The sequence below is a fragment of the Streptomyces sp. NPDC046197 genome (assembly GCF_040646295.1).
GTDB lineage: Bacteria > Actinomycetota > Actinomycetes > Streptomycetales > Streptomycetaceae > Streptomyces.
The window spans coordinates 108,147-132,627 of record NZ_JBEYZY010000020.1; the positions used below are offsets into that span (position 1 = coordinate 108,147).

Genomic DNA, 24,481 nt, shown 5'->3' on the forward strand with positions numbered 1-24,481 from the left:
GGGTCAGGGACGGAGCTCCAGACACGGGTGCGCCCGCCCCTCGCGGACGAGGAGCGGGCGCACTGCCGTTCAGCCGACTGACCAGGGGTCAGTGACCGCGGTAGGAGTCGACGTATCCGTTCGCGGGCGAGCCCACGCCGGTGACGTCGTCGTAGCCCTTGACGGCCTTGAGCGAGCTGTCCTTGCCGAGGCTGCGGACGGAGACGCTCAGACCACCGGTGGCGTCAATGCCGTTGACGAAGTCGACGCGCGCCACGGCGAGTTCGGAACCCGTGGGGGTGTCCGTCACGTCGTGGTACAGCTTCGAGCCGTACTTGGCGTAGATCGTCGGGTTGGCGAAGCCGATGGCCTTGCCGCCGCGCGCCTCCTGGGCGAGGGCCTGGACGGCCGAGATCACCGGCGCGGCCAGCGAGGTGCCGCCGATGCGGTACTCGCTGTACTGCTGCGTGCCGTCCGGGAAGGTCTGCGTCTGGCCGACGCTGAAGCCCGTGTTCGGGTCGGCGATCGCCGCGATGTCCGGGACGACGCGGTTGCCCGCGGCGTTGTTGGCCGTGGCGAGCGCCTTCGGGACGACACCCTTCTGGTAGTACGGCTGCGGCACGTTCTTGCTGGTGCCGCCGCCCGCACCCGAGGTGTACGCGCCGGGGAAGTCCTTCCAGCTCTTGCCGTCGGCCGACAGCGCGGCCTTCTCGGTGCCCCAGCCGGTCTCCCACAGGTACTTGTCGCCCTTGCCGACGGCCAGCGAGGTACCGCCGACCGCCGTCACCCACGCCGAGTTGGCCGGGGTGTCGACCTGCTTCGTACCGGTGTGGGCGACCTCGTCGCCGTTGTCGCCGGAGGAGAAGTAGAAGCCGATGCCCTGGACCGCGCCGAACTGGAAGACCTGGTCGTAGGCGGCGGCCAGGTCCGGCGTCTGGTTGGCCTCGATGTCGCCCCAGGAGTTGGAGACGATGTCGGCCAGGTGGTTGTCGACGACCTTGCTGAGCGAGTCGAGCAGGTCGTCGTCGTAGCAGGAGGCGGCGCCCACGTACGTGACGTCGGCGGCCGGCGCGACCGCGTGCACGGCCTCGACGTCGAGGGTCTCCTCGCCGTACCAGCCGGCCGCCCCGCACTCCTGGGTCTTCGTGTAGTTCTTGGGCAGCACCTGGTGCAGCTGACCGGTCGTCCAGCCCGCGTCACCGTGCTTGTTGGCGTAGGTGGCCGCGTCGTAGGCGATGGTCGGCGAGGCGTAGGCGTCGGTGATGGCGACCCGGACGCCCTTGCCGGTGTACTTGCCGGCGCCGTAGGCGGCGCGCAGCTGCTTGCCCGTGTAGCCCTTGACCGCGTACGGGATCTTGCTGCCGTACGCGTCCGGCAGTGTGGTCGCGATGTTCGAGCCGTAGTACGAGGAGAACGGCCCGGAGTTCTTGAACACGGCGTCCGGGGGCGGCAGCTGGTCGTCGTGGTTCGCCTTGTGCGGGGCGTTGTCCAGGCCGGTGACGGTCAGGACGGCGCCCTTCAGGGCCTCCGGCACCGAGGCGGACTGCGCCGGCGCACGGTAGGTCCGGGAGCCCTTGGCGTAGTTGTGCAGCTGGGTGCCGAACGCCTTCTCGGCGGCGGCCACGTCACCCGAGACGGCGACGTAGTGCGGGGTCACGGCGGTGACCTTCAGACCCGCCGACTTCAGCCACCCCTTGACGGCGGCGACCTGCGCCTTGGTCGCGCCGAAGCGCGCCTGCGTCTGCTTGGCGCTCAGGTACTTGCCGTACGCGGCCGAGGACGGGTCGGAGACCGCCTTGGCGTATGCGGCGAGGCCCGCGGCGTCGCGACCGGCCAGGTAGACCCGGGCGTTGACCTGGGCGCTGTTGGAGGTCGCGCCCTTGTCCGCCTTGGCCGTCGCCCACGCGGGCTTGGTGCCCACGAGCGCGTTGCGGCCCGGGCTGTCCGCGGCCTGCGCCGCGGGTATTCCGAACGCCAGGGCGCCGGCGAGCATCGGCAGCGTCGCTGCCATGCTCACTCCGGCGCGCACGGTGGCGCGGTTGGATCTCATAGAACCCCCTGCGATGCGGATTGCATCTATCGCAATGAGTGGTGGTCATCGCTGTGATCCGCACAGAGCCCGCGGCGGTTCGGCCCGTGTATGGATCACACGATGGGGGCCACTCTGTCGATGAACTGTTCATGCCAGGGGCATGGAAAAGCCAAGAGACGCCCAAGGAACAGCCATGTGGGGTGAATTGGGGCTTTCATCCAGGTGGCGTTGTCGCGAACGGGCGTGGCGCCACGCCGCGTTGTCACGAACGGGGCGTGGCGCCACGCTCCCTGAGCATGTCGGCCATGAGCTGGAGCTCCGACCGCTGGGCGTCGACCATGCCCTGGGCGAGCTTCTTCTCCACACCGACCGTGCACTTGGCGACACAGCCCTCGGCCATGTGGATGCCGCCCTTGTGATGGTCCGTCATCAGCTGCAGGTAGAACACCTCGGCCTGCCTGCCGCTGAGTTCGCCCAGCTTCTTCATCTCGGAGTTGGTCGCCATGCCCGGCATCAGCGCGCCGTCCTTGCCGGAGGCCATGTCCCCCATGCCCATCCACGTCATCGGCGGATCGGCCGACACCTTCGGCAGACCCCACAGATCGAGCCAGCCCAGCAGCATGCCGCGCTGGTTGGCCTGCGTCTGCGCGATGTCGTAGGCGAGACGGCGCACGTCGGGGTCGCTCGTGCGGTCGCGCACCGTGTACGACATCTCGACGGCCTGCTGGTGGTGGACCGCCATGTCGCGGGCGAACCCGGCGTCCGCGGAGTCCGCCGTGGGCGTCCTCGGGCCCGAGCCGCTGTCCTCGGCGACCGCGTAGGTGATCGCCCCGGCCGCGACCAGCGAGGCCGCGGCGGCCCCGGCGATCAGCCCGATGTGCCTCACTGGGGCAGTCCACCCGTGCAGGCGGCCCCCGGCTCCGGCGTCTGGGAGCCCTGGACGAACCGGGCGAAGAACTTGTCGACGTTCGGGTCGCTCGCGCCCGTCACCGTGCGCTGGTGCGCCCAGGCACTCAGCATGATCGGGTCCTTCTGGTCCTCGACGGGGCTCATCAGGGTGTACGGCGTCTTCCTCACCTTGGCCGCGAGCGCGGCCACGTCGGCCTTGGAGGCCTTGCTGTTGTACGTCACCCAGACCGCGCCGTGCTCCATCGAGTGCACCGCGTTCACGTTCTTGACCGGCTTGGTGTAGACGTCGCCGTTGCAGTTCTGCCAGACCGGGTTGTGGTTGCCGCCGACCGGGGGCTCCATGGGGTACGACACGGCGCTGGTGGTGTGGATGCGGCCGAGGGTGCCCTGCCAGGTCTTCACGCCGTCCGGGCCGGTGACGAAATGGCCCGGGCCCTTGGCGTCGCTCGCCGTGGCGGTCTTGGCGTCGCTCGCCGTGGCGGTCTTGGTGTCGCTCGCCGCGGCCGACTTGTCGTCACCGGACTGCGAGTGCACGAGCACCATGCCGCCGACGACGAGACCGGCGACGACCACGGCACTGGCGGCGATCACGAGGATCCGGCCGCGGCGCTGCCGCGCGCGCTCGGCGCGGCGCATCTCCTCTATGCGTGCCTTGCGCTGCGCGCTGCCGGTCTGGTTGGCCGAACCCATGGCGGAGTCCTTTTTGGGGGGGAGGGACAGTCGGGCTCGCCGATCGTAGTGGGACCGGACGGGCGCCGGGGAGGCGGCCGATAATTTGAAGCCAGGATGCGCATTATCTAGGCTGGCGGCATGCGTCTGTTGCGCTCCACCGACCTTGCGCTGCGCGTCCTGATGCGGCTCGCCGTGGCGGGCGAGTCCAGTCCCACGACCCGGGAGGTCGCGGCGGACATGGACGTGCCCTACACGCATACCGCGAAGGTCGTCGCCGAGCTCACCCACATGGGCCTGGTCACCGCCCGGCGCGGCCGGGGCGGGGGGCTCGGACTCACCGAGCGGGGCCATACGGGGTCCGTGGGCGCCGTGGTGCGCGCCTTCGAGGGGGAGGGTGACGTCGTCGACTGCGCGGGCAACGGCCAGGGTGCCACTCCCTGCCCGCTGAGCCCGGGATGCCGGCTGCGGGGGGCGCTGCGCCGGGCCCAGGAGGCGTTCTACGCCGCACTCGACCCGGTGACGGTCAAGGACATCGTCGCGGACCCGACCGGACCGCTGCTGCTGGGCATCGGCAGGACTCCGTAACGGACCTCGCCGCCCGGACCTTGCCTTGCCGCCCGGCCGCCTGGGACCTCACCGCCCGGAAACGGCACCGGAAACGGCACCGGAAACGGCACCGGAAACGGCAGGGGCGCCCCGGAAGGGCCGGTCATGACGTCTGCCGGTCTTCGAGGGCGCCCCGGTGGTACTGCCCGCGTGTCAGTCCTTCGCGAGCCACAGGTCGGGGCCGAACACCTCGTAGTGGATGTCGGCCGCGGCCACGCCCTTCTCGATCAGCTGAGCCCGCACCGCCCGCATGAAGGGCAGCGGACCGCACAGGTACGCGCGCGTGCCGGCGGGGACGTCCACGTCGGTGAGGTCGACCAGGCCGGGACGCCCGGAACCCCCGTCGCCCTCGCCGAGCTGCTCGTAGAAGAAGACCGCGCGCGCGTCCGGCAGCTTGGCCGCGTACGCCTCGTGGTCCGAGCGCAGCGCGTGCGCGGCGGGGGAGCGGTCGGCGTGCACCACGGTCACCGGGGCCCGGTGACCGGTGAGGGCCAGCTGCTCCAGCATGGCGATCATCGGGGTCACGCCGATGCCCGCCGAGGCGAGCAGCAGCGGTGCGTCGGTGTCCTTCAGGACGAGGTCGCCGTACGGGGCGGACAGCTGCAGGACGTCGCCCACCTGCACGCGCGCGTGCAGGTGGTTGGAGACCTCGCCGTCGGGCGTCGTGGCGTCGCCGCTCACCCGCTTGACGGCGAACTGGCGCTCCGGCGATCCGGGCGCCGCGGTCAGGCTGTACTGGCGGATCTGGCGGGCGCCGTCCCCGAGCCTGACGCCGACCGAGACGTACTGGCCGGCGCGGTAGTCCGGCACGGGGGCGTCGTCGACGGGGAGCAGCCGGAAGGCGGCCACGTCGGCGGTCTCCTCGATCCGCTCGACGACCCGCCACTCGCGCCAGCCGCGCTGCTCGCTCTGCTCGTACAGCCGCTTCTCGATGGCGATGAGCGCGTTGGCCATCAGCCAGTAGACCTCGGTCCAGGCGGCGGCGACCTCCGGGGTGACCGCGTCGCCGAGGATCTCGGCGATGGCGGCGAACAGGTGCTCGTGGACGATCGGGTACTGCTCCGGCGTGATGCCCAGCGAGGCGTGCTTGTGGGCGATGCGCTCGAGCATCAGGTCGGGCCGCTGGTCGGGGTTGTTCGCGAGGTACGTGGCGAACGCGGCGATGGAGCCGGCCAGGGCCTGCTTCTGGGTACCGGCGGCCTGGTTGCCACGGTTGAACAGGTCGCGCAGCAGCTCGGGGCGGGCGTCGAACAGCCGGGCGTAGAAACGCTCGGTGATCTCGCCGATGGCCGCGCCGACAGCGGGCAGGGTGGCGCGGACGGTGGCTGCTGACTGCTCGGACAGCATCGTGACTCCTCGAAGGCTCGGTCCTCGACTGATCAAAACGCTATTGAAACTTGCATCTGAGATACAAATTAAGCGGGCGCTCGCTCACGTGGGAAACGGTCCGGCCATTACGGATGTCGGTGCGAGCAGGCAAGATGGGCGGCAGGGCAGTACACCTGCCGGACCCGGGGCGTTCAGGCCGACGACGGCCGGGCGATCAAGGTCCGCAACGCGCTTGAAATGGTGTTGTGGTGTGATGCTCAGGTGCCCGACCGCCTCCCGTGATGCGCGGAGAGAGGCGGCCTGACCAGCAAGGATGGGGAAGCGGAAGATGGACAAGCAGCAGGAGTTCGTGCTCCGGACGTTGGAGGAGCGCGACATCCGGTTCGTACGCCTGTGGTTCACCGACGTGCTGGGTTTCCTCAAGTCCGTGGCCGTGGCGCCCGCCGAGCTGGAGCAGGCCTTCGACGAGGGCATCGGCTTCGACGGCTCCGCGATCGAGGGCTTCGCGCGGGTCTACGAGTCCGACATGATCGCCAAGCCCGACCCGTCCACCTTCCAGGTCCTGCCCTGGCGCGCCGAGGCCCCCGGCACGGCCCGCATGTTCTGCGACATCCTCATGCCGGACGGCTCCCCGTCCTTCGCCGACCCGCGGTACGTCCTCAAGCGGGCCCTGGCCCGGACCTCCGACCTCGGCTTCACCTTCTACACCCACCCCGAGATCGAGTTCTTCCTGCTGAAGGACCGCCCCCTGGACGGCTCGCGCCCCACGCCCGCCGACAACTCCGGCTACTTCGACCACACCCCGCAGAACATCGGCATGGACTTCCGCCGCCAGGCGATCACCATGCTGGAGTCGATGGGCATCTCGGTGGAGTTCTCGCACCACGAGGGCGCCCCCGGTCAGCAGGAGATCGACCTGCGCTACGCCGACGCGCTCTCGACCGCGGACAACATCATGACCTTCCGCCTGGTCATGAAGCAGGTGGCGCTGGAGCAGGGCGTGCAGGCGACCTTCATGCCGAAGCCGTTCAGCGAGCACCCCGGCAGCGGCATGCACACCCACCTCTCGCTCTTCGAAGGCGACCGCAACGCCTTCTACGAGTCGGGCGCCGAGTACCAACTCTCCAAGGTCGGCCGCTCCTTCATCGCGGGCCTGCTCAAGCACGCCGGCGAGATCTCGGCGGTCACCAACCAGTGGGTCAACTCCTACAAGCGCATCTGGGGCGGGTCCGAGCGCACCGCGGGCGCGGGCGGCGAGGCACCGTCGTACATCTGCTGGGGCCACAACAACCGCTCGGCCCTGGTCCGGGTGCCGATGTACAAGCCCGGCAAGACCGGCTCGGCGCGCGTGGAGGTCCGCTCCCTGGACTCCGGCGCCAACCCCTACCTCGCCTACGCCCTCCTGCTCGCCTCGGGCCTCAAGGGCATCGAGGAGGGGTACGAACTCCCGCCCGGCGCCGAGGACGACGTCTGGGCGCTCTCCAACGCCGAGCGCCGCGCGATGGGCATCGAGCCCCTCCCGCAGAACCTCGGCGAGGCCCTGACCCTCATGGAGAACAGCGACCTGGTCGCCGAGACCCTCGGCGAGCACGTCTTCGACTTCTTCCTCCGCAACAAGCGCCAGGAGTGGGAGGAGTACCGCTCCGAGGTGACCGCGTTCGAGCTGCGCAAGAACCTGCCGGTGCTGTAGGCGCAGGCCGGAACGGGTTGCTGGTCACCCGGCATCCGGGGCCGACGGTCGCGGACCGGCGGCCCCACGGTGTCGCGTCCTTCCCGGGCCGTCTCTGAGCCGTGGCCACCAGTCATGCGTGCGACTGATGCCCTCGATATGACATATATGGCATATGTGGCAATATGGCATCTGTGACATTCGGTGCTGGCGGCAACTTCTTTGCTGAACCCTCGGCTGGGAGGCCTCAGACAGGCGAGAGGAGTGCATCATGATCGCCAAGCTGCTCGGCAGGCTGTCCTTCACCCGTCACTACGGTGCCTACGGGGACCACGACTGGGACGCGTACGCCGGATGACTGGGTCTGACCGCACTGCCGGCGGGCGCCCCCGGGCGCCCGCCGGCTCCCGGCCCCGCTGCTGACGACATCGGCCTGGACCCGTACGAGAGCCAGGGACGATCTCATGGGCCGCATGAATGAGCCGCCGCGGTTGCCCGAAGGCAGCTTCGCGGCCTGGAGTCGCGACCGGCTGGCACTGGCGCGTCGTGGTGCCGAGGAGTGCGGGGACGTCTGGCAGCTGGAGCCGGGTGTCTACGTAGCCGCTACGGCCGGGCCGTGTGAAGAAGTCCTGCGCCGCGCGCAGGAGTTCACCAAGGGGGCCTCACCTCTCTTCCCGCCGTTGAAGCGGTCGAGCGGAGCACCGACGCGCGAGGAGCGTGCGCGCGCTCATGCCGCCCGCATGCGCGGACTACGCCCGCAGGCGGTTGCAGCCCGGATCGGTGAGATCGCGCCCAGGGTCGCTCGATTTGCCGAGCAGTGGCCCACGGGCCAGGACGTCGAGATCCTGCCCCCGGTCCGGCACGCCCTGGCAGAGATCGGCGTGCGCTACCTCTTCTCCGAAGACGCTCCCACCCTGATGCCCTTCGCCTCACAGCTCTTCCTCGCCCGGGAGGTGCTCGTACGCCCCTCGCGCTGGGTATGGCCGCGCTGGATCCCCACACCGGCACGGCGGTTCCGCACCCGGCAGCAAGTCGCCTTCACCGACGCCTTGCGGCCCATCGTCCGCCGGCGCCGTTCATCGGGCCGGCTCGGTGACGACCTGCTGGGACAGATGCTCCGGCCCTCCTCCCGCTACGGCCTGCTGCCGGAAGAGGCCATCCTCGACACTCTCCCGGGAATCACCGTCGCCACCTTCGAGACACCTTCCCGGGCAGCCGGATGGATCCTGCTCCACCTGGCCCGGCACCCCCAGGCGGCGGACCGCGTCGCGGCCGAAGCCGCCTTGCTGCCCGCGGACCCGGCCGCGACGACCAGCACCCACCTCGACAGCCTGCAATACACCCAGGCACTGGTACGCGAGGTGCTCCGACTGCACCCCCCGAGCTGGCTGCTGACCCGGCGCGCCACGCGACAGACTCAGCTCGCCGACTACACGATCGACGCCGGGTCCACCGTTCTCGTCTGCCCCTACACCGCCCACCGCGACGCACGGGAACACTCCGAGCCGGACGAGTTCCAGCCCGAGCGCTGGCTCGACGATTCGGGCTCGACGGCGAAACCCGGGGTCTTCCTCTCCTTCGGTACCGGGCCGCACGGCTGTGAGGGAACCGCTCTGGCCATGGCGATGCTGACGCTCCTGACTGCGCAGACCGCCCGCCGCTACCACTTGAGCGAGCCGCCCGGACCGGAACCCAGCCACCAGGTCACCACCTTCGAAGGCCTCGCAACTGTCGGCCTGCGCCTGCGTGCCACCTCGCGCAGCTGAAGGGCAGTCGTTCCGCGGACTCTCGACACATGCGGTGATCGACACATGCGGTCATCGACTCGGAGAAGGAGCGCCATGGATCTCCATCTCAACGACAAGGTCGCCGTAGTCACCGGGGCGAGCAAGGGCATCGGCCTCGCCGTTGCCGAGGCGTTCGCCCGTGAGGGCGCACATGTCGTCGCCGGCAGCCGGAGCATCACTCCCGAGCTCGAAGTGCTCCGAGAGAACCGCGGCGTCACCGCGGCCCCGGTCGACCTGTCCACCGCCGAGGGACCGGACACGCTCGTACGGCTCGCGGTGGACCAGTACGGCCGGGTCGACGTCCTGGTCAACAACCTGGGTGCCGCGACGCCCCGTCCGAGCTTCCTGGACATCGACGACGCCGAGTGGCAACGGATCTTCAACATGACCCTGTTCAGCGCGGTCCGCACCAGCCGCGCGGCGCTTCCTCACCTGTTGGAGGCGGGCGGGGGCTCCATCATCAACATCAGCTCCATCAACGCGCGCCTGCCCTTCCCGGCAGTGGTGGACTACTCCGCGGCCAAGGCCGGGCTGACCAGCCTGACCAAGTCCCTGTCCGAGGAGTTCGCCCCGCGAGGCGTCCGGGTCAACGCGATCGCACCGGGACCGGTCCGCACTCCCTTCTGGACCGCCCCGGGCGGCTTCGCCGATGCGACGGCGGCCCAGGCCGGCACCACCGCGCAGGAAGCCATGGACGTGGTCGTGCCGCGGAGCATGGGCATCTCCACCGGCCGGGTCACCGAAGCCCACGAAGTCGCCGATCTGGCCCTCTTCCTCGCCTCGCCCCTCGCCGGCAACATCACGGGAGCCGAGTTCACCATCGACGGTGGCCAGGTCAAGACGGTGTGACCTGCTGCCCCTTGGCTACCTTGAGCAGGGTTGCGGGGCGGTCTCGGCTTGACGTATTCGTGTCCCCCGGCCAGCGGGCTCGGCCCCGTACCGCCGGGAGATCCGTCAACCTGGCGGACAAGTCGAGCATCTTGATCACCCCGCAGGGTCGGCCACCTGCCCCCGTGCCCCGTGCCCCGTGCCCCGTGCCCCGTGCCCGTGCACCGGCGTAGGGCGGTCTGCCCCGGCGTCGTGCCCGGCCGCTTCCCGCGGTCCTCACCTCACGAACGCCGGGGACACCGCCGCCGCGCTGATGCGCCGGGGCTTGCCGGTGCCGTCGGCGGGCATTTCGTAGAGGTCGGCGCCGTAGTCGCCCGGGAGCGCGTACACGAGCGTGTGGTCGTCGCGCCACACCGCCTGGTCGTCCACACTGCGTGTCTCGGCCAGCGGGGTCTCGCGCCGCGTGCGCAGGTCGAGGACGTACAGGCGCCACGGGGCGTCCTTCGGCAGGCCCTTGACCCGCTTCTTGAAGGCGATGCGGGTGCCGTCGGGGGAGAGCGAGGGGCATTCCACGTTCGAGTGGACGGTGGTGACCGTCCGCGTGCGCAGATCGCCCCTGACCAGGTACGTCGTCCCCTTCGTCGCCAGCGTCGCATAGAACGTGCGGTCGTCCGACGCGAAGGTCACGCCCCAGAAGTTCACGTCCGGGGCCCGGTAGGTCCGCCCGTCCTTGACGATCCGGAACGCCTCCAGGGTCGGGATCAGCCGGCCCGTCCGGACGTCCACGATCGCCGCGCGGGTGGAGAAGTCCGTGCCGGCGTAGGAGTCGCCGCCCACGAAGGCGGTCCAGGCCGCGAAGTGGCCGCTCGGGGAGACACGGGCCCGGGACGGGATACCGGGCACGTCGTAGCGCGCCCGTTCCTTCAGACGCGCGCCGAGGATCACCGCGCGGTACGTGTCCGAGACCGCGCCGTGCACCGCCTGCAGACACACCCCCGTGCCCGAAGCCACCATCTCCGACGACACGTCGGTGACCAGGCTGACCGTGCCGAGCGCGAGGACCGTGGGGGCGACCGCGGCGCGGCGCCGCCCGGCGAGGGGCCGGGCGGCGCCGTCCGCGGACACCGGGGCGCCGGGGGTACCGGCCCGGCTGTCCGCTACGTACACGTCAGGGCGCCCAGATTCCGGTGATGTCCTGGGCGGAGGCCGCGTTGCCCGCGTGCGTGGTCAGGCCCTGCGAGTCCTCCAGGGTGCGCAGCAGGTCGTAGTGGTTGTACGTGGTGGAGCTGCTCGACCCCGCCGCGACCGGCTGGCCGTACAGGACCGTCGGGATGCGGTTGCCGCTGAGCCGGTTGTCCTCGTCGAAGGTGACGACGAGCAGGCTGTTGTGGGTCTTGGCCCAGGTGGCGTACGCGCCCAGGTTGTTCTTCAGCCAGGTGTCACCGGTCGACACCGAGCAGTCGTGCATGTCGCTGCACAGGTTGGGGACCACGAAGGACAGCTGGGGCAGCGTCGAGTAGTCCGTCGGGAACTGCGCGAAGGTTTTGGCGGACGACGTCGGTACGTTGCCGAAGCCGAACCAGGGGTTGTGCTTGCGGGCGTACTCGCCGCTGCTGCACGTCGTCGAGCCCTGGCTGGGCAGCGACTCGTTGTAGCTCGCCCAGCTGCGGCCCGCCGCGAGCTGCTCGGAGGCGAGGTTCGGGGCCGAGGAGAAGCCCGGGGTGTAGCAGCTGTCGTCCGTGATGCCCTGGGTGGAGCCGGAGAACAGGGCGAAGTAGTTCGGCTGGCTCGGGTGGGTCTCGGCGTACGACTGGGTGAGGTCGGCGCCGCCGGACTTGAGCGAGTTGATGTACGGGGCGCTCGAGGAGCCGATCACCTGGCTGTACGCGTGGTTCTCGAAGACCACGACGACCACGTGGTCCGGGGTGGGCACGGCGCCCGCGGCCTGCGCGGACCCGCCGCCGAAGCCGGCCCACAGCCCGAACGCGCTCGCGGCGAGGGCCGCCGCGGACGCGACGACGGTGCGGGCACGGCGGAACGCCGCACTGGCAGTACTGCCGGACACATCAACCTCCGGTGGGGAAAGAACGGGGCTGGCGGTGCGGACAGAGCATGCACACGCCAATATTCCCGGGCTCGACGCCGTCCAACCCGGCAGGTGAAAACCATGTGAACTGCTGCACCCTCGGCCGAACCCGCACCTCGTCGCCGCCCGCCCCGGGCTGGGGCCGCTCACTCCGGTTAGGCTCTGGCCAGGACGAGCCTGATCCGACGGGAGGCCGGGATGACGGCGCCGGGGCGCAGAAGCAGTACCTTCACACGGCTGCTGCGGCACGGCTTCACCGATGCCTCGGCCGCCGAGCGGCTGCTGGACAGCCCGGAGCTCGCCCCGGTCAGGAACGACCCGGTGCTGCTGGAGGCCCTCGGTGCCACCGCCGACCCCGACCTCGCGCTGCGCGGCCTGGTCCGGCTCCTTGAGGCCCAGCCCGCCCCACCGGCCCGCAGGGAGCTGCTGGACACGCTCATAGCGGCCAAGCCGCTGCGCGACCGGCTGCTCGGCGTGCTCGGTGCCTCGGCCGCCCTGGGCGACCACCTCGCCCGGCACTGCGGCGACTGGCAGGCGCTGGTCACCTACGAGCCGCGCGATCTGCACCCGGGGGTGGAGGAGTTCGAGCGGGGCCTGGCCCAGGCCACCGACCCGGTCTCGCTCCGCGTCGCCTACCGGCGCTGCCTGCTGTCCATCGCCGCCCGTGACGTGTGCGGCACCACCGATGTCGCCCAGACCGCCGCCGAGCTCGCCGACCTCGCCACCGCCACCCTGCGTGCCGCGCTGCGGCTCGCCGGCGCCGCCGCGCCCGACGACGCAGCGCAGTGCCGGCTCGCCGTCGTCGCGATGGGCAAGTGCGGCGGCCACGAGCTGAACTACGTCTCCGACGTCGACGTCATCTTCGTCGGCGAGCCCGCCGACAGCGCCGACGAGGGCAAGGCGCTCAGGGCCGCGACCCGGCTCGCCTCGCACATGATGCGGATCTGCTCCGAGACGACCGTCGAGGGCTCGATCTGGCCCGTCGACGCCAACCTGCGGCCCGAAGGGCGCAACGGCCCCCTGGTGCGCACCCTCAGCAGCCATGTCGCCTACTACCAGCGCTGGGCCAAGACCTGGGAGTTCCAGGCACTGCTCAAGGCCCGCCCGGTGGCCGGCGACCCCGCCCTCGGCGAGGAGTACGTCGCCGCCCTGAACCCGATGGTCTGGCAGGCCGCCGAGCGCGAGAACTTCGTCGGCGACGTGCAGAAGATGCGCCGCCGCGTCGTCGAGAACATCCCCGTCGCCGAGGTCGAGCGCGAGCTGAAGCTGGGCCCGGGCGGTCTGCGGGACGTCGAGTTCGCCGTCCAGCTGCTGCAGCTGGTGCACGGGCGCGCCGACGCGTCGCTGCGCAGCGGGACCACCCTGGACGCCCTGAAGTCGCTCGCCGAGGGCGGCTACGTCGGCCGCGCGGACGCCACCCAGCTCGACGAGGCGTACCGCTTCCTGCGCTCCATGGAGCACCGCATCCAGCTCCACCGGCTGCGCCGCACCCACCTCGTCCCCGAGAGCGAGGCCGACCTGCGCCGCCTCGGCCGCTCCCTCGGCCTGCGCACCGACCCGGTGGCCGAGCTCACCCGCGAGTGGAAGCGGCACACCTCCGTCGTACGGCGGCTGCACGAGAAGCTGTTCTACCGGCCGCTGCTCGACGCGGTCGCCCAACTGGCACCGGGCGAGGCCCGGCTGAGCCCCGAGGCGGCCCGGGAGCGCCTGGTCGCCCTCGGGTACGCCGACCCGGCCGCCGCGCTGCGTCACCTGGAGGCCCTGGCCTCCGGCGTCACCCGCAAGGCCGCCATCCAGCGCACCCTGCTGCCCGTGCTGCTCGGCTGGTTCGCGGACTCCGCCGACCCGGACGCGGGCCTGCTCAACTTCCGCAAGGTGTCGGACGCGCTCGGCAAGACCCCGTGGTACCTGCGGCTGCTGCGGGACGAGGGGGCGGCGGCGGAGAACCTCGCCCGCGTGCTGTCGGCCGGGCGGCTCGCCCCCGACCTGCTGATGCGGGCGCCCGAGGCCGTGGCCCTGCTCGGCGAGGGCGACGGGGGCGGCCTCGAGCCGCGCGACCGGGCCCAGCTGGAGCAGGAGATCCTCGCCGCGGTGGGCCGCGCCGAGAGCGCCGAGCAGGCGGTCACGGCGGCCCGTGGCGTACGGCGCCGTGAGCTGTTCCGTACCGCCGCCGCCGACATCGTGGGCTCCTACGGCACCGAGGCCCAGCCGGCCGAGGCCGACCAGGGCCCGCTCGTGGACCGGGTGGGCGGCGCCGTGTCGGATCTGACCGCGGCGACCCTGGCGGGCACTCTGCGCGCCGTGGTGCGCGAGGGATGGGGCGAGACCCTGCCGACCCGGTTCGCGGTGATCGGCATGGGCCGGTTCGGCGGGCACGAACTGGGCTACGGCTCCGATGCGGACGTGCTGTTCGTGCACGAGCCGTGGGAGGACGCCGACGAGCGGGAGGCCGCCGAGGCGGCGAACCGTGTCGTCGCCGAGATGCGGCGGCTGCTGCAGATCCCGAGTGCCGATCCGCCGCTGCTGATCGACGCCGGTCTGCGGCCGGAGGGCAAGTCCGGGCCGCTGGTGCGGACGATGAAGTCGTACGAGGCCTACTACCGGCGCTGGTCCCTGGTGTGGGAGTCGCAGGCGCTGCTGCGCGCCGAACCCGTCGCGGGGGACGAGGACCTCGGGCGCCGGTTCGTGGAGCTGATCGATCCGCTGCGGTACCCGCGGGCCGGGCTGGGCGAGGACGGGGTGCGGGAGATCCGGCGTCTGAAGGCGCGCATGGAGGGCGAGCGACTGCCGCGCGGCGCCGACCCCAAACTGCACACCAAGCTCGGACCCGGCGGACTGTCCGACGTGGAGTGGACGGTCCAGCTGCTGCAAATGCGGCACGGCGCGGCCGAGGCGGGACTGCGGACGCCCCGCACCCGCGAGGCGCTGACGGCGGCACGGCAGGCCGGGCTCATCGGTGCGGAGGACGCCTCGGTCCTCGACGAGGCCTGGGTGCTGGCCACCCGGGTGCGCAACGCCGTGATGCTGGTGCGGGGCCGGGCGGGCGACACGTTCCCGTCGGAACCGCGGGAGCTGGCGGCCGTGGGGCGCTACCTGGGCTACGGGCCGGGCCAGGTGGGCGCCATGCTGGACGCGTACCGGCGGACCGCCCGGCGGGCGCGGGGCGTGGTGGAGGAGCTGTTCTACGGGGCGTAGCCGGGCCGGACCGGGACCGCCGGCCGGGAACCCGGAAAACCGGCGCCCGCGTCTGCGGCCCGATCCGTCGGACAGGCCCTACGCCTTCGTCGGCAGCCAGGCCGGCTTCCCCGTCCGCACCGGAGCCAGGCGCGGCAGGGCGTGCGGCAGTGCGCCGTACCACGCGCGCGCCACCGTGAAACCGAAGGACAGACACAGCACACCGCCGACGGCGTCCAGCCAGAAGTGGTTGGCGGTGGAGACGATGACCACCAGGGTGGACACCGGGTAGAGCAGGCCCAGGACGCGCGCCCAGGGGACGGCGGCCAGGGCGAAGACGGTCAGACCGCACCACAGGGACCAGCCGATGTGCATGGAGGGCATCGCGGCGTACTGGTTGGACATGTGCTTCAGGTCGCCGGAGGCCATCGAGCCCCAGGTGTGGTGGATCCGCACCGTGTCGACGAAGACGCCGCCGGTCATCAGCCGTGGCGGCGCCAGTGGAAACAGGTAGTAGCCGAGCAGCGCGACACCCGTCGTCGCGAACAGGGCCATTCGGGTGGCCGCGTAACGGCCGGGGTGGCTGTGGTAGAGCCAGACCAGGACACCCAGCGTGACCACGAAGTGCAGGGTCGCGTAGTAGTAGTTCATGCCGATGATCAGCCAAGTCACCGCGTTCACGGCATGGTTCACCGACTGTTCGACGGCGATGCCGAGTTGGTGCTCCGTACGCCAGATCCAGTCGGCGTTGCGCAGCGCCTCGGCCTTCTGCTCCGGGACCGCGTTGCGGATCAGCGAGTACGTCCAGTAACTCACCCCGATCAGCAGGATCTCGAACCACAGCCGCGGCCGACGGGGTGTGCGCAGCCGGCGCGACAGGCGTTGCCCTGCCTCCTCCGCGACGGGCCCTGGAACGGCCTCTTGGGGCCCTTCCAGTCTCGTCACGGTCCTGTCACCCATGGGCACAGAGTCTGCCAGAAAAGCCATCTTGCCCCGATCATCCCCTGGTCGGGTCCAGGCCGCACGTCGTCCGCCCGTGAGGCCGCGGGATGCTCCTGCCGACGCGGTGACGGATGCGGGGATCCTCCGCCTCACGGGCGATTGCAGTCCTGCGGGCGGTTGGGACTCTCCGCCTTACGGGTGATTGCCGACCTACGGGCGATTCCGGTCCCCGGGGGCAGAAGCCGTCGAACCGCGCACCACCAGCTCCGGCATGAAGACGAACTCGCTGTGCGGCGCGGGCGTCCCGCCGATCTCCTCCAGCAGCGTACGCACCGCCGCCTGGCCCATCGCCGGGACCGGCTTGCGGATCGTCGTCAGGGGCGGATCGGTGAACGCGATCAGCGGGGAGTCGTCGAAGCCCACCACGGAGACGTCCCGGGGCACTTCGAGGCCCCGCTGCCGGGCCGCCCGTATCGCTCCGAGCGCCATCATGTCGCTGGCGCACACCACTGCGGTGCAGTCCCGCTCGATGAGCGCGCCGGCGGCGGCCTGGCCGCCCTCCAGGGTGTAGAGCGAGTGCTGGACGAGTCGCGTCTCGATGTCCTCCGGGTTCAGGCCCAGCTGGTCCTGCATCGCACGGACGAAGCCCTCGATCTTGCGCTGGACCGGCACGAACCGCTTCGGCCCGAGGGCCAGTCCGATCCGCGTGTGGCCGAGGGACGCCAGGTGCGTCACCGCCAGCGTCATCGCCGCCCGGTCGTCCGGGGAGATGAACGGCGCCTGGACCTTCGGCGAGAAGCCGTCCACGAGCACGTACGGCACGCCCTGCGCCCGCAGCCGCTCGTAGCGCTCCATGTCGGCCGTGGTGTCCGCGTGCAGCCCGGAGACGTAGATGATTCCGGCGACCCCGCGGTCCACCAGCATCTCGGTGAGCTCGTCCTCCGTGGACCCGCCCGGGGTCTGGGTGGCGAGCACCGGGGTGTAGCCCTGACGGGTGAGTGCCTGGCCGATGACCTGGGCCAGGGCCGGGAATATCGGGTTCTCCAGCTCCGGGGTGATCAGGCCCACCAGGCCCTCGCTGCGCTGGCGCAGCCGCACGGGGCGCTCGTAGCCCAGGACGTCGAGTGCGGCCAGCACGGACTGGCGGGTGGTGGAGGCGACGCCCGGCTTCCCGTTGAGGACGCGGCTGACGGTCGCTTCGCTCACCCCCGCCTGAGCAGCGATGTCGGCAAGCCGTGTGGTCACAGGATTGGACTGTACCGGTCGGGTGGTCATCGCGTTCCTCGTGTTCTGGTCGGCGTACCGGTCCGCAACGGGATGATTCTCCCGCCCGCCCCCGTATGGCAAGAGCTTGCAGAGTCTTGCACAAGTGAGCGATCCCCGCCGAACCGTGTGGAATCAAGGGGGGAGCTTGTCCCGCCGAGATCACGGCGGGGTAACTCTCATGATCCCTTGCACTTTTTTTCTGCAAGGTCTTTCGTCGGGCTTACAACGCTGTTACGTTCACCGTCGCCCGGCGGTCGCATTGGCGCAGTCGGCAAGTCGGCAGGGGCGGCAGACGGGACCGGCCCCTGTTCACGGGCTTTCACCCTCAAGGAGAACTCATGCGGCGTGGCATAGCGGCCAGCGCGCTGGTGGCGTCCCTCGCCCTCGCGGCGACGGCGTGCGGCGGGAGCGGCAACGGTGGCAAGGCCGACGGCCCGGTGACCATCACCTGGTGGGACACCTCCAACGCCACGAACGAGGCGCCGACGTACCAGGCCCTGGTCAAGCAGTTCGAGGCGGCCAACAAGAACATCAAGGTCAAGTACGTCAACGTCCCCTTCGACCAGGCCCAGAACAAGTTCGACACGGCCGCCGGCTCCAAGGGCGCCCCGGACGTGCTGCGTTCCGAGGTCGGCTGGACCCCCGCCTTCGCCAAGAAGGGCTACTTCCTGCCGCTGGACGGCACCGAGGCCCTCGCGGACCAGGGCAAGTTCCAGCCCAGCCTGCTCAAGCAGGCCCAGTACGACGGCAAGACCTACGGCGTGCCGCTGGTCACCGACACCCTCGCGCTGGTCTACAACAAGGCCCTGTTCAAGAAGGCCGGCATCACCGACGCCCCCAAGACCTGGGACGAGCTGAAGGCCGACGCCGCCAAGATCGACGCCAAGGAGAAGGTGTACGGCTACTGGGGCTCCACTCAGGCCTACTACGCCCAGACCTTCCTCTACGGCGAGGGCACCGACACCGTCGACGCCTCCGCGAAGAAGATCACCGTCCACTCGGCCGCCGCGAAGAAGGCCTACGGCACCTGGCTGAGCCTCTTCTCCGGGCAGGGCCTGCACAAGGCCGACACCACCGCCGACGCCTACGCCCACATCCAGGACGCGTTCGTCAGCGGCAAGGTCGCCGCGATCATCCAGGGCCCCTGGGAGATCACGAACTTCTACAAGGGCTCGGCCTTCAAGGACAAGTCCAACCTCGGCATCGCCACCGTCCCGGCCGGCTCCAGCGGCAAGGGGGGTGCCCCGACCGGCGGGCACAACCTGTCGATCTACGCCGGCTCGGACAAGGCCCACCAGGAAGCGGCCCTGAAGTTCGTGAACTTCATGACCTCGGCGAAGTCCCAGGAGACGATCGCCCTGAAGAACTCCACGCTGCCCACGCGCGGCGACGCCTACACCGCCCAGGTCAAGGCCGACCCCGGCATCGCGGGCTACCAGGCCGTGCTCCCCGCCGCCCAGCCGCGCCCGGCGCTGCCCGAGTACAGCTCCCTGTGGACCCCGCTCGACACCGAGCTGGCCAGTGTGGCAGGCGGCAAGGAGTCCCTGGACAAGGGCCTGAGCAACGCCGAACTGGCGATGGCCAAGCTGGTCCCCGACTTCAGCAAGTGAGCCCGCGTGGCCGCCGGATCCTCCCCCACCGCAAGGGGGAGGGATCCGGCGGCCACCGGCCTGTGCCCGGGCCCGCCCCCTGATCCGCAGACCCCAAGAAGGTTGTCGAACCATGACAGTCGCCATCGACCGCGCGACCGGCAAGCGCCGCGGTGACCGCGCGCCGCGGCCCGGCCTGGGCCGGCGCATCAAGAACGGGTACCAGAAGCACTGGTACGCCTACGCCATGATCGCCCCGGTGGTCGTGGTGCTCGGTGGACTCGTGTTCTACCCCCTGGTGTACGGCTTCTACCTCACCCTCACCGACGCCAACAGCCTGAACACCGCCCGCACGATCGGCGTCAACCACATCGACGCCACGTACAAGTTCATCGGGCTCGACAACTACAAGGACGTCCTGTTCGGCCCGACCTCGTACGACCGCTTCTGGTCGCACTTCGTCTGGACGATCGTGTGGACGGTGGTCTGCGTCACCCTGCACTACTTCATCGGCCTCGGCCTCGCGCTGCTGCTCAACCAGAAGTTCCGCGGACGTACCTTCTACCGTCTGGTCCTGGTGCTGCCCTGGGCCGTGCCCACCTTCGTCACCGTCTTCGGCTGGCGCTTCATGCTCGCCGACGGCGGCATCATCAACGCCGCCCTGCACGCGCTGCACCTGCCGCAGCCGCAGTGGCTGGAGGACACCTTCTGGCAGCGGTTCGCCGCCATCATGGTCAACACCTGGTGCGGTGTGCCGTTCATGATGCTGTCGCTGCTCGGCGGGCTGCAGGCCATCGACAGCTCGCTCTACGAGGCCGCCGAGATGGACGGCGCAAGCGCCTGGCAGCGCTTCCGGCACGTCACCCTCCCGGGCCTGAGGCCCGTCAGCTCCACCGTCGTACTCCTCGGCATCATCTGGACCTTCAACCAGTTCGCCATCATCTTCCTGCTGTTCGGCAACACCGCCCCGGACGCCCAGATCCTCGTCACCTGGGCCTACCAACTCGGCTTCGGGCAGCAGCCGCGTGACTTCGCACAGTCCGCCACCTACGGCATCCTGCTGCTGGCCATCCTGATCGTCTTCACCTCCTTCTACCGCCGCTGGCTGAACCGCAACGACCAGCAGCTCGCGATCTGAGGCAGGAGTTCCCATGAGTACGACCACCGTTGAGACCTCCGCCCCCACGGCCCCGGCGCCCGCCCCCGACACGCCGCGGCGCAGGCAGCGCCGGCGCGGGGAGCGCGGCCCCGCCGCTCGGCTCGCCTCCCACATCCTCCTGATCGTCGCGAGCCTGATCGCCTTCTTCCCGGTCGCCTGGCTGATCTTCCTGTCCCTCGGCCCGGACAAGGACGACTATCTGCACCCCGGCCAGATCTGGCACACCATGTCGCTGGACAACTACGCGTTCGTCCTGCGCCACTCGGGCTTCTTCGACTGGCTCGAGAGCTCGCTCGCGGTCACGCTGGGCACCACCCTCATCGGCCTGCTGATCTCCGCCACCAGTGGCTACGCGGTTTCCCGCATGCGCTTCCCGGGTTACAAGAAGTTCATGTGGGCCCTGCTGATCACCCAGATGTTCCCGATCGCGGTACTGATCGTGCCCATGTACCAGATCCTCTCGGACCTGGGGCTGATCGACACCTACCTGGGCCTGATCCTGGTCTACTGCACCACCGTCGTCCCCTACACGGCCTGGCTGCTGAAGGGGTACTTCGACACCATCCCCTTCGAGATCGACGAGGCGGGACGTGTCGACGGGCTCACGCCCTTCGGCACCTTCGTGCGGCTGATCCTGCCGCTGGCCAAGCCCGGCCTCGCCGTTGCCGCGTTCTACAACTTCCTCACCGCCTTCGGCGAGGTCGCCTTCGCCTCGACGTTCATGCTGAGCGACAACAAGTACACCTTCGCCGTCGGACTGCAGAGCTTCGTCAGCGAGCACGACGCCCAGCGCAACCTGATGGCCGCCACCGCGGTGCTGATCGCGATACCCGTGTCCGTGTTCTTCTACCTCGTGCAGAAGAACCTCGTGACCGGCCTCACCGCGGGCGGCACCAAGGGCTGACCCGCCCCAGGCCGGCCCTCTCCAGGGCCGGCCTTTCGTTCCGCAGGAAACGGCTCCCGCGCGCCTGTCCGCGCGGGTAGGCGGCCGCGGTGCCCTGCCCGCCCCGCTGTCACCGCGGCCGCCTCGTCACCTGCCGCCGTACACCCACGCCACCATGACCCGACCGTTACGCACCAAGGACGCCATGAGCCAGCACTCCGCCGACCCGGCACCGAGCTCCCTTTCCGAGTCAGCTGTCGCCACCGTCGCCCCGCATCGCGACTGGTGGCGGGACGCGGTGATCTACCAGGTCTATCCGCGCAGCTTCGCCGACAGCAACGGCGACGGCATGGGCGACCTGGAGGGCGTACGTTCCAGACTCCCGTACCTGCGCGACCTCGGCGTGGACGCCGTGTGGCTCAGCCCCTTCTACGCCTCGCCGCAGGCCGACGCCGGCTACGACGTCGCCGACTACCGCGCCGTGGACCCCATGTTCGGCAACCTCCTGGACGCCGACGCGCTGATCCGGGACGCCCACGAGCTGGGCCTGCGGATCATCGTCGACCTGGTTCCGAACCACTCCTCCGACCAGCACGAGTGGTTCAAGCGGGCGCTCGCCGAGGGCCCCGGCTCCCCGCTGCGGGAGCGTTACCACTTCCGCCCCGGCAAGGGGAAGAACGGCGAACTCCCGCCCAACGACTGGGAGTCCATCTTCGGCGGCCCGGCCTGGACCCGCGTCACCGAACCGGACGGCGCCCCGGGCGAGTGGTACCTCCACCTCTTCGCACCCGAGCAGCCCGACTTCAACTGGGACCACCCGGCGGTCGGCGACGAGTTCCGCTCCATCCTGCGCTTCTGGCTCGACATGGGAGTCGACGGCTTCCGCATCGACGTGGCCCACGGCCTGGTGAAGGCGGACGGCCTGCCGGACCTGGGAACCCACGACCAGCTGAAGCTGCTGGGCAACGACGTCATGCCGTTCTTCGACCAGGACGGCGTGCACGCCATCTACCGGCAGTGGCGCCACATCCTCGACGAGTACTCCGGCGAGAGGATCTTCGTGGCCGAGGCGTGGACCCCGACCGTCGAGCGAACCGCCCTCTACGTCCGTCCCGACGAACTGCACCAGGCCTTCAACTTCCAGTACCTGGGCACCGACTGGGACGCGAAGGAACTCCGTACGGTCATCGACCGCACCCTGGAGGCCATGCGCCCGGTCGGCGCCCCCGCCACCTGGGTACTCTCCAACCACGACGTGACCCGGCACGCCACCCGCTTCGCCAACCTGCCCGGTCTCGGAACCCAGATCCGCACGGCCGGCGACCGCGAACTCGGTCTGCGCCGTGCCCGCGCGGCCACGCTGCTGATGCTGGCGCTGCCCGGTTCGGCGTACGTCTACCAGGGCGAGGAGCTCGGCCTGCCGGACGTCGTGGACCTGCCGGACGAGGTGCGCCAGGACCCTGCGTACTTCCGGGGCGAGGGCCAGGACGGCTTCCGTGACGGCTGCCGGGTGCCGATCCCGTGGACCCGCACCGGCTCCTCCTACGGCTTCGGCAGTGGTGGCAGCTGGCTCCCGCAGCCCGCGGCGTGGGGCGAGCTGAGCGTGCAGGCCCAGCAGGGCGTGCCCGGCTCCACCCTCGAGCTGTACCGGGCCGCGCTCGCCACCCGCCGTGCTCACCCCGACCTGGGCGCGGGCGACGCGGTGGAGTGGCTGCGGGCGCCCGAGGGCGTCCTCGCGTTCAGGCGCGGCGAGTTCGTGTGCGTGGCGAACACGACCGGGGAGTCGGTGACCACCCCGGCCTACGGCCGTGTCCTGATCGCCAGCGGCGAGCTGACGGAGGCGGACGGCGAGACCAAGGTGCCCGCCGACACGACGGTGTGGTGGGCCACCGCCTGATCCGGGGCGGGTCCGCCGGCCCACCTTCACATCAACTGCACAACGGCCCGCTGCCCTTGGGGTGGCGGGCCTTCTACTATCTGCGGACAGTTGCTTGCTGAACTTTTCAGCAAGAGCCTTCAACGAAGAAGGAAACCCCACATGGCCATCCGCAGACCCCTTGCGGGCGCCCTCGCCCTCGCGGCCGCCGCAACGGCCGCCCTGGCGACGCCCGCCGCCGCCTCCCCGCCCGGCACCAAGGACGTCACCGCCGTCCTCTTCGAGTGGAACTACGCCTCCGTCGCCAAGGAGTGCACGAACGCCCTCGGCCCGGCCGGTTACGGCTACGTCCAGGTCTCCCCGCCCGCCGAGCACATACAGGGCTCGCAGTGGTGGACGTCGTACCAGCCGGTGAGCTACCGGATCGCCGGGCGGCTCGGTGACCGCGCGTCCTTCCAGAACATGGTCGCCACCTGCCACGCGGCCGGTGTGAAGGTCGTCGTCGACACGGTGATCAACCACATGTCGTCGGGCAGCGGCACCGGCACCGGCGGCTCCTCGTACACGAAGTACGACTACCCCGGCCTGTACTCGGTCTACGACTTCGACGACTGCACCGCCCAGGTCACCAACTACCAGGACCGCTGGAACGTCCAGCACTGCGAACTGGTGGGCCTCGCCGACCTCGACACCGGCGAGGAGTACGTCCGCAAGACCATCGCGGGCTACATGAACGACCTGCTCGGCCTCGGCGTCGACGGCTTCCGCATCGACGCGGCCAAGCACATACCGGCGGAGGACCTGGCCAACATCAAGTCCCGGCTGACGAACCCGAACGCCTACTGGAAGCAGGAGGTCATCTACGGCGCGGGCGAGGCGGTCCAGCCGGCCGAGTACACGGGCAACGGCGACGTCCAGGAGTTCCGCTACGCCTACGACCTCAAGCGGGTCTTCACCAACGAAAAGCTCGCCTACCTGAACAACTACGGTGAGGGCTGGGGCTATCTGAGCAGCTCGGTGGCCGGCGTCTTCGTCGACAACCACGACACCGAGCGCAACGGCTCGACCCTCAACTACAAGGACGGCGCCGACTACACCCTGGCCAACGTCTTCATGCTGGCCTGGCCGTACGGCGCCCCCGACATCAACTCCGGGTACGAGTGGTCCGACACGAACGCGGGGCCGCCCGGCAACGGTGCGGTGACGGCCTGCTGGCAGGACGGCTGGAAGTGCCAGCACGCCTGGCCGGAGATCAGGTCCATGGTCGCCTTCCGCAACGCCACCCGCGGCCAGGCGGTGACCAACTGGTGGGACGACGGCAACAACGCCATCGCCTTCGGCCGCGGAAACAAGGGCTTCGTGGCCATCAACCACGAGTCGGGCGCACTGACGCGCACCTACCAGACCTCGCTGCCCGCGGGCACGTACTGCAACGTGCAGAACAACACGGCAGTGACGGTGAACGGTTCGGGCCAGTTGACGGCGACGCTGGGTGCGAACACGGCGCTGGCCGTCTACTCCGGCAAGTCCGGCTGCTGACCTGTTCGGCGAGGCCGCCCGGCAGGCACCGGGCCCGGCGGGCCGGGCGGCTCTGCAAATACTTACCGATGCTTTCAAGACTCTTGCTGTAAACCTTTCGGCGGCGATACCGTCGCGCGGGCGCCCGGTCAACGGCCTTCCCAACGGCCCGGGGGG

General features: G+C 70.3%; 18 protein-coding genes. 10 read left to right on the forward strand and 8 right to left on the reverse strand.

Going from position 1 to position 24,481, the window contains the following annotated elements; translation table 11 throughout:
* Window positions 1-88: 88 nt before the first annotated feature.
* From AB0A61_RS26350 to AB0A61_RS26360, 3 genes are all read right to left on the reverse strand, one after another.
* Window positions 89-1,990: a S53 family peptidase gene (locus AB0A61_RS26350; protein ID WP_361296959.1), complete on the reverse strand. Its 1,902-nt coding sequence runs from the start codon at window positions 1,988-1,990 to the stop codon at window positions 89-91.
* A 283-nt stretch (window positions 1,991-2,273) separates the two neighbouring features.
* Window positions 2,274-2,897, reverse strand: a complete 624-nt coding sequence (locus AB0A61_RS26355; protein ID WP_361296962.1) for a DUF305 domain-containing protein — start codon at window positions 2,895-2,897, stop codon at window positions 2,274-2,276.
* Window positions 2,894-3,610: a DUF3105 domain-containing protein gene (locus AB0A61_RS26360; RefSeq protein ID WP_361296965.1), complete on the reverse strand. Its 717-nt coding sequence runs from the start codon at window positions 3,608-3,610 to the stop codon at window positions 2,894-2,896. The genes AB0A61_RS26355 and AB0A61_RS26360 overlap by 4 nt, the downstream gene beginning before the upstream one ends.
* Window positions 3,611-3,730: 120 nt before the next feature.
* On the opposite strand from AB0A61_RS26360, the gene AB0A61_RS26365 reads away from it, so the two are divergent.
* Window positions 3,731-4,177 (forward strand): Rrf2 family transcriptional regulator, encoded by a 447-nt coding sequence (locus tag AB0A61_RS26365; protein WP_361296968.1) that lies wholly within the window; start codon window positions 3,731-3,733, stop codon window positions 4,175-4,177.
* A gap of 174 nt (window positions 4,178-4,351) precedes the next feature.
* Here the strand turns inward: AB0A61_RS26365 and AB0A61_RS26370 are convergent, their stop codons facing one another.
* Window positions 4,352-5,545: a globin domain-containing protein gene (locus AB0A61_RS26370; RefSeq protein WP_361296971.1), complete on the reverse strand. Its 1,194-nt coding sequence runs from the start codon at window positions 5,543-5,545 to the stop codon at window positions 4,352-4,354.
* A 310-nt stretch (window positions 5,546-5,855) separates the two neighbouring features.
* On the opposite strand from AB0A61_RS26370, the gene glnA reads away from it, so the two are divergent.
* The 3 genes from glnA (at window position 5,856) to AB0A61_RS26385 (ending at window position 9,832) form a co-directional block, all read left to right on the forward strand.
* The gene (glnA, locus tag AB0A61_RS26375) at window positions 5,856-7,217 is read left to right on the forward strand and encodes a type I glutamate--ammonia ligase (RefSeq protein ID WP_361296974.1); all 1,362 of its coding nucleotides are present in this window, start codon (window positions 5,856-5,858) and stop codon (window positions 7,215-7,217) included.
* A gap of 452 nt (window positions 7,218-7,669) precedes the next feature.
* A complete protein-coding gene (locus AB0A61_RS26380) occupies window positions 7,670-8,962 on the forward strand; it encodes a cytochrome P450 (protein ID WP_361296977.1) in 1,293 nt (430 codons plus the stop codon).
* 75 nt (window positions 8,963-9,037) lie between these two features.
* The gene (locus tag AB0A61_RS26385) at window positions 9,038-9,832 is read left to right on the forward strand and encodes an oxidoreductase (protein ID WP_361296980.1); all 795 of its coding nucleotides are present in this window, start codon (window positions 9,038-9,040) and stop codon (window positions 9,830-9,832) included.
* A gap of 255 nt (window positions 9,833-10,087) precedes the next feature.
* Here the strand turns inward: AB0A61_RS26385 and AB0A61_RS26390 are convergent, their stop codons facing one another.
* Both AB0A61_RS26390 and AB0A61_RS26395 read right to left on the reverse strand, forming a co-directional pair.
* Entirely contained in the window at window positions 10,088-10,978 is an 891-nt protein-coding gene (locus AB0A61_RS26390; protein ID WP_361296983.1) for a TolB-like translocation protein, read from the reverse strand.
* A gap of 1 nt (window position 10,979) precedes the next feature.
* Window positions 10,980-11,876 carry an alkaline phosphatase family protein gene (locus AB0A61_RS26395; protein WP_361296986.1) on the reverse strand — a complete coding sequence of 299 codons (897 nt, stop codon included), beginning with the start codon at window positions 11,874-11,876 and terminating at the stop codon, window positions 10,980-10,982.
* Window positions 11,877-12,095: 219 nt separating this feature from the next.
* Here AB0A61_RS26395 and AB0A61_RS26400 point away from each other — a divergent pair, with 219 nt between their 5' ends.
* A complete protein-coding gene (locus AB0A61_RS26400; RefSeq protein ID WP_361296989.1) occupies window positions 12,096-15,092 on the forward strand; it encodes a bifunctional [glutamine synthetase] adenylyltransferase/[glutamine synthetase]-adenylyl-L-tyrosine phosphorylase in 2,997 nt (998 codons plus the stop codon).
* A 78-nt stretch (window positions 15,093-15,170) separates the two neighbouring features.
* On the opposite strand, the gene AB0A61_RS26405 is transcribed toward AB0A61_RS26400, so the two are convergent.
* Both AB0A61_RS26405 and AB0A61_RS26410 read right to left on the reverse strand, forming a co-directional pair.
* A complete protein-coding gene (locus AB0A61_RS26405; protein WP_361296992.1) occupies window positions 15,171-16,031 on the reverse strand; it encodes a phosphatase PAP2 family protein in 861 nt (286 codons plus the stop codon).
* Window positions 16,032-16,223: 192 nt separating this feature from the next.
* A complete protein-coding gene (locus AB0A61_RS26410) occupies window positions 16,224-17,258 on the reverse strand; it encodes a LacI family DNA-binding transcriptional regulator (RefSeq protein WP_361296995.1) in 1,035 nt (344 codons plus the stop codon).
* A 359-nt stretch (window positions 17,259-17,617) separates the two neighbouring features.
* Between AB0A61_RS26410 and AB0A61_RS26415 the strand changes: the two genes are divergently transcribed.
* The 5 genes from AB0A61_RS26415 (at window position 17,618) to AB0A61_RS26435 (ending at window position 24,325) form a co-directional block, all read left to right on the forward strand.
* Window positions 17,618-18,889, forward strand: coding sequence for an extracellular solute-binding protein (locus AB0A61_RS26415; protein ID WP_361296998.1), 1,272 nt, complete (start codon window positions 17,618-17,620; stop codon window positions 18,887-18,889).
* 112 nt (window positions 18,890-19,001) lie between these two features.
* Complete coding sequence (locus AB0A61_RS26420; RefSeq protein WP_361297001.1) at window positions 19,002-20,006, forward strand: sugar ABC transporter permease; 1,005 nt, start codon at window positions 19,002-19,004, stop codon at window positions 20,004-20,006.
* Window positions 20,007-20,019: 13 nt separating this feature from the next.
* Window positions 20,020-20,931: a carbohydrate ABC transporter permease gene (locus tag AB0A61_RS26425; protein ID WP_361297004.1), complete on the forward strand. Its 912-nt coding sequence runs from the start codon at window positions 20,020-20,022 to the stop codon at window positions 20,929-20,931.
* A 184-nt stretch (window positions 20,932-21,115) separates the two neighbouring features.
* Window positions 21,116-22,807, forward strand: coding sequence for a glycoside hydrolase family 13 protein (locus tag AB0A61_RS26430; protein WP_361297072.1), 1,692 nt, complete (start codon window positions 21,116-21,118; stop codon window positions 22,805-22,807).
* A 141-nt stretch (window positions 22,808-22,948) separates the two neighbouring features.
* The gene (locus tag AB0A61_RS26435) at window positions 22,949-24,325 is read left to right on the forward strand and encodes an alpha-amylase family protein (RefSeq protein ID WP_361297007.1); all 1,377 of its coding nucleotides are present in this window, start codon (window positions 22,949-22,951) and stop codon (window positions 24,323-24,325) included.
* Window positions 24,326-24,481 lie beyond the last annotated feature (156 nt).

Excerpts from the sequence above, each read along its gene's own strand:
- AB0A61_RS26350 (WP_361296959.1), bottom strand. The coding sequence starts at position 1,990 with ATGGCAGCGACGCTGCCGATGCTCGCCGGCGCCCTGGCGTTCGGAATA.
- AB0A61_RS26360 (WP_361296965.1), bottom strand. The coding sequence starts at position 3,610 with ATGGGTTCGGCCAACCAGACCGGCAGCGCGCAGCGCAAGGCACGCATA.
- AB0A61_RS26365 (WP_361296968.1), top strand. The coding sequence starts at position 3,731 with ATGCGTCTGTTGCGCTCCACCGACCTTGCGCTGCGCGTCCTGATGCGG.
- AB0A61_RS26370 (WP_361296971.1), bottom strand. The coding sequence starts at position 5,545 with ATGCTGTCCGAGCAGTCAGCAGCCACCGTCCGCGCCACCCTGCCCGCT.
- glnA (WP_361296974.1), top strand. The coding sequence starts at position 5,856 with ATGGACAAGCAGCAGGAGTTCGTGCTCCGGACGTTGGAGGAGCGCGAC.
- AB0A61_RS26380 (WP_361296977.1), top strand. The coding sequence starts at position 7,670 with ATGAATGAGCCGCCGCGGTTGCCCGAAGGCAGCTTCGCGGCCTGGAGT.
- AB0A61_RS26385 (WP_361296980.1), top strand. The coding sequence starts at position 9,038 with ATGGATCTCCATCTCAACGACAAGGTCGCCGTAGTCACCGGGGCGAGC.
- AB0A61_RS26400 (WP_361296989.1), top strand. The coding sequence starts at position 12,096 with ATGACGGCGCCGGGGCGCAGAAGCAGTACCTTCACACGGCTGCTGCGG.
- AB0A61_RS26405 (WP_361296992.1), bottom strand. The coding sequence starts at position 16,031 with ATGGGTGACAGGACCGTGACGAGACTGGAAGGGCCCCAAGAGGCCGTT.
- AB0A61_RS26415 (WP_361296998.1), top strand. The coding sequence starts at position 17,618 with ATGCGGCGTGGCATAGCGGCCAGCGCGCTGGTGGCGTCCCTCGCCCTC.
- AB0A61_RS26420 (WP_361297001.1), top strand. The coding sequence starts at position 19,002 with ATGACAGTCGCCATCGACCGCGCGACCGGCAAGCGCCGCGGTGACCGC.
- AB0A61_RS26425 (WP_361297004.1), top strand. The coding sequence starts at position 20,020 with ATGAGTACGACCACCGTTGAGACCTCCGCCCCCACGGCCCCGGCGCCC.
- AB0A61_RS26430 (WP_361297072.1), top strand. The coding sequence starts at position 21,116 with ATGAGCCAGCACTCCGCCGACCCGGCACCGAGCTCCCTTTCCGAGTCA.
- AB0A61_RS26435 (WP_361297007.1), top strand. The coding sequence starts at position 22,949 with ATGGCCATCCGCAGACCCCTTGCGGGCGCCCTCGCCCTCGCGGCCGCC.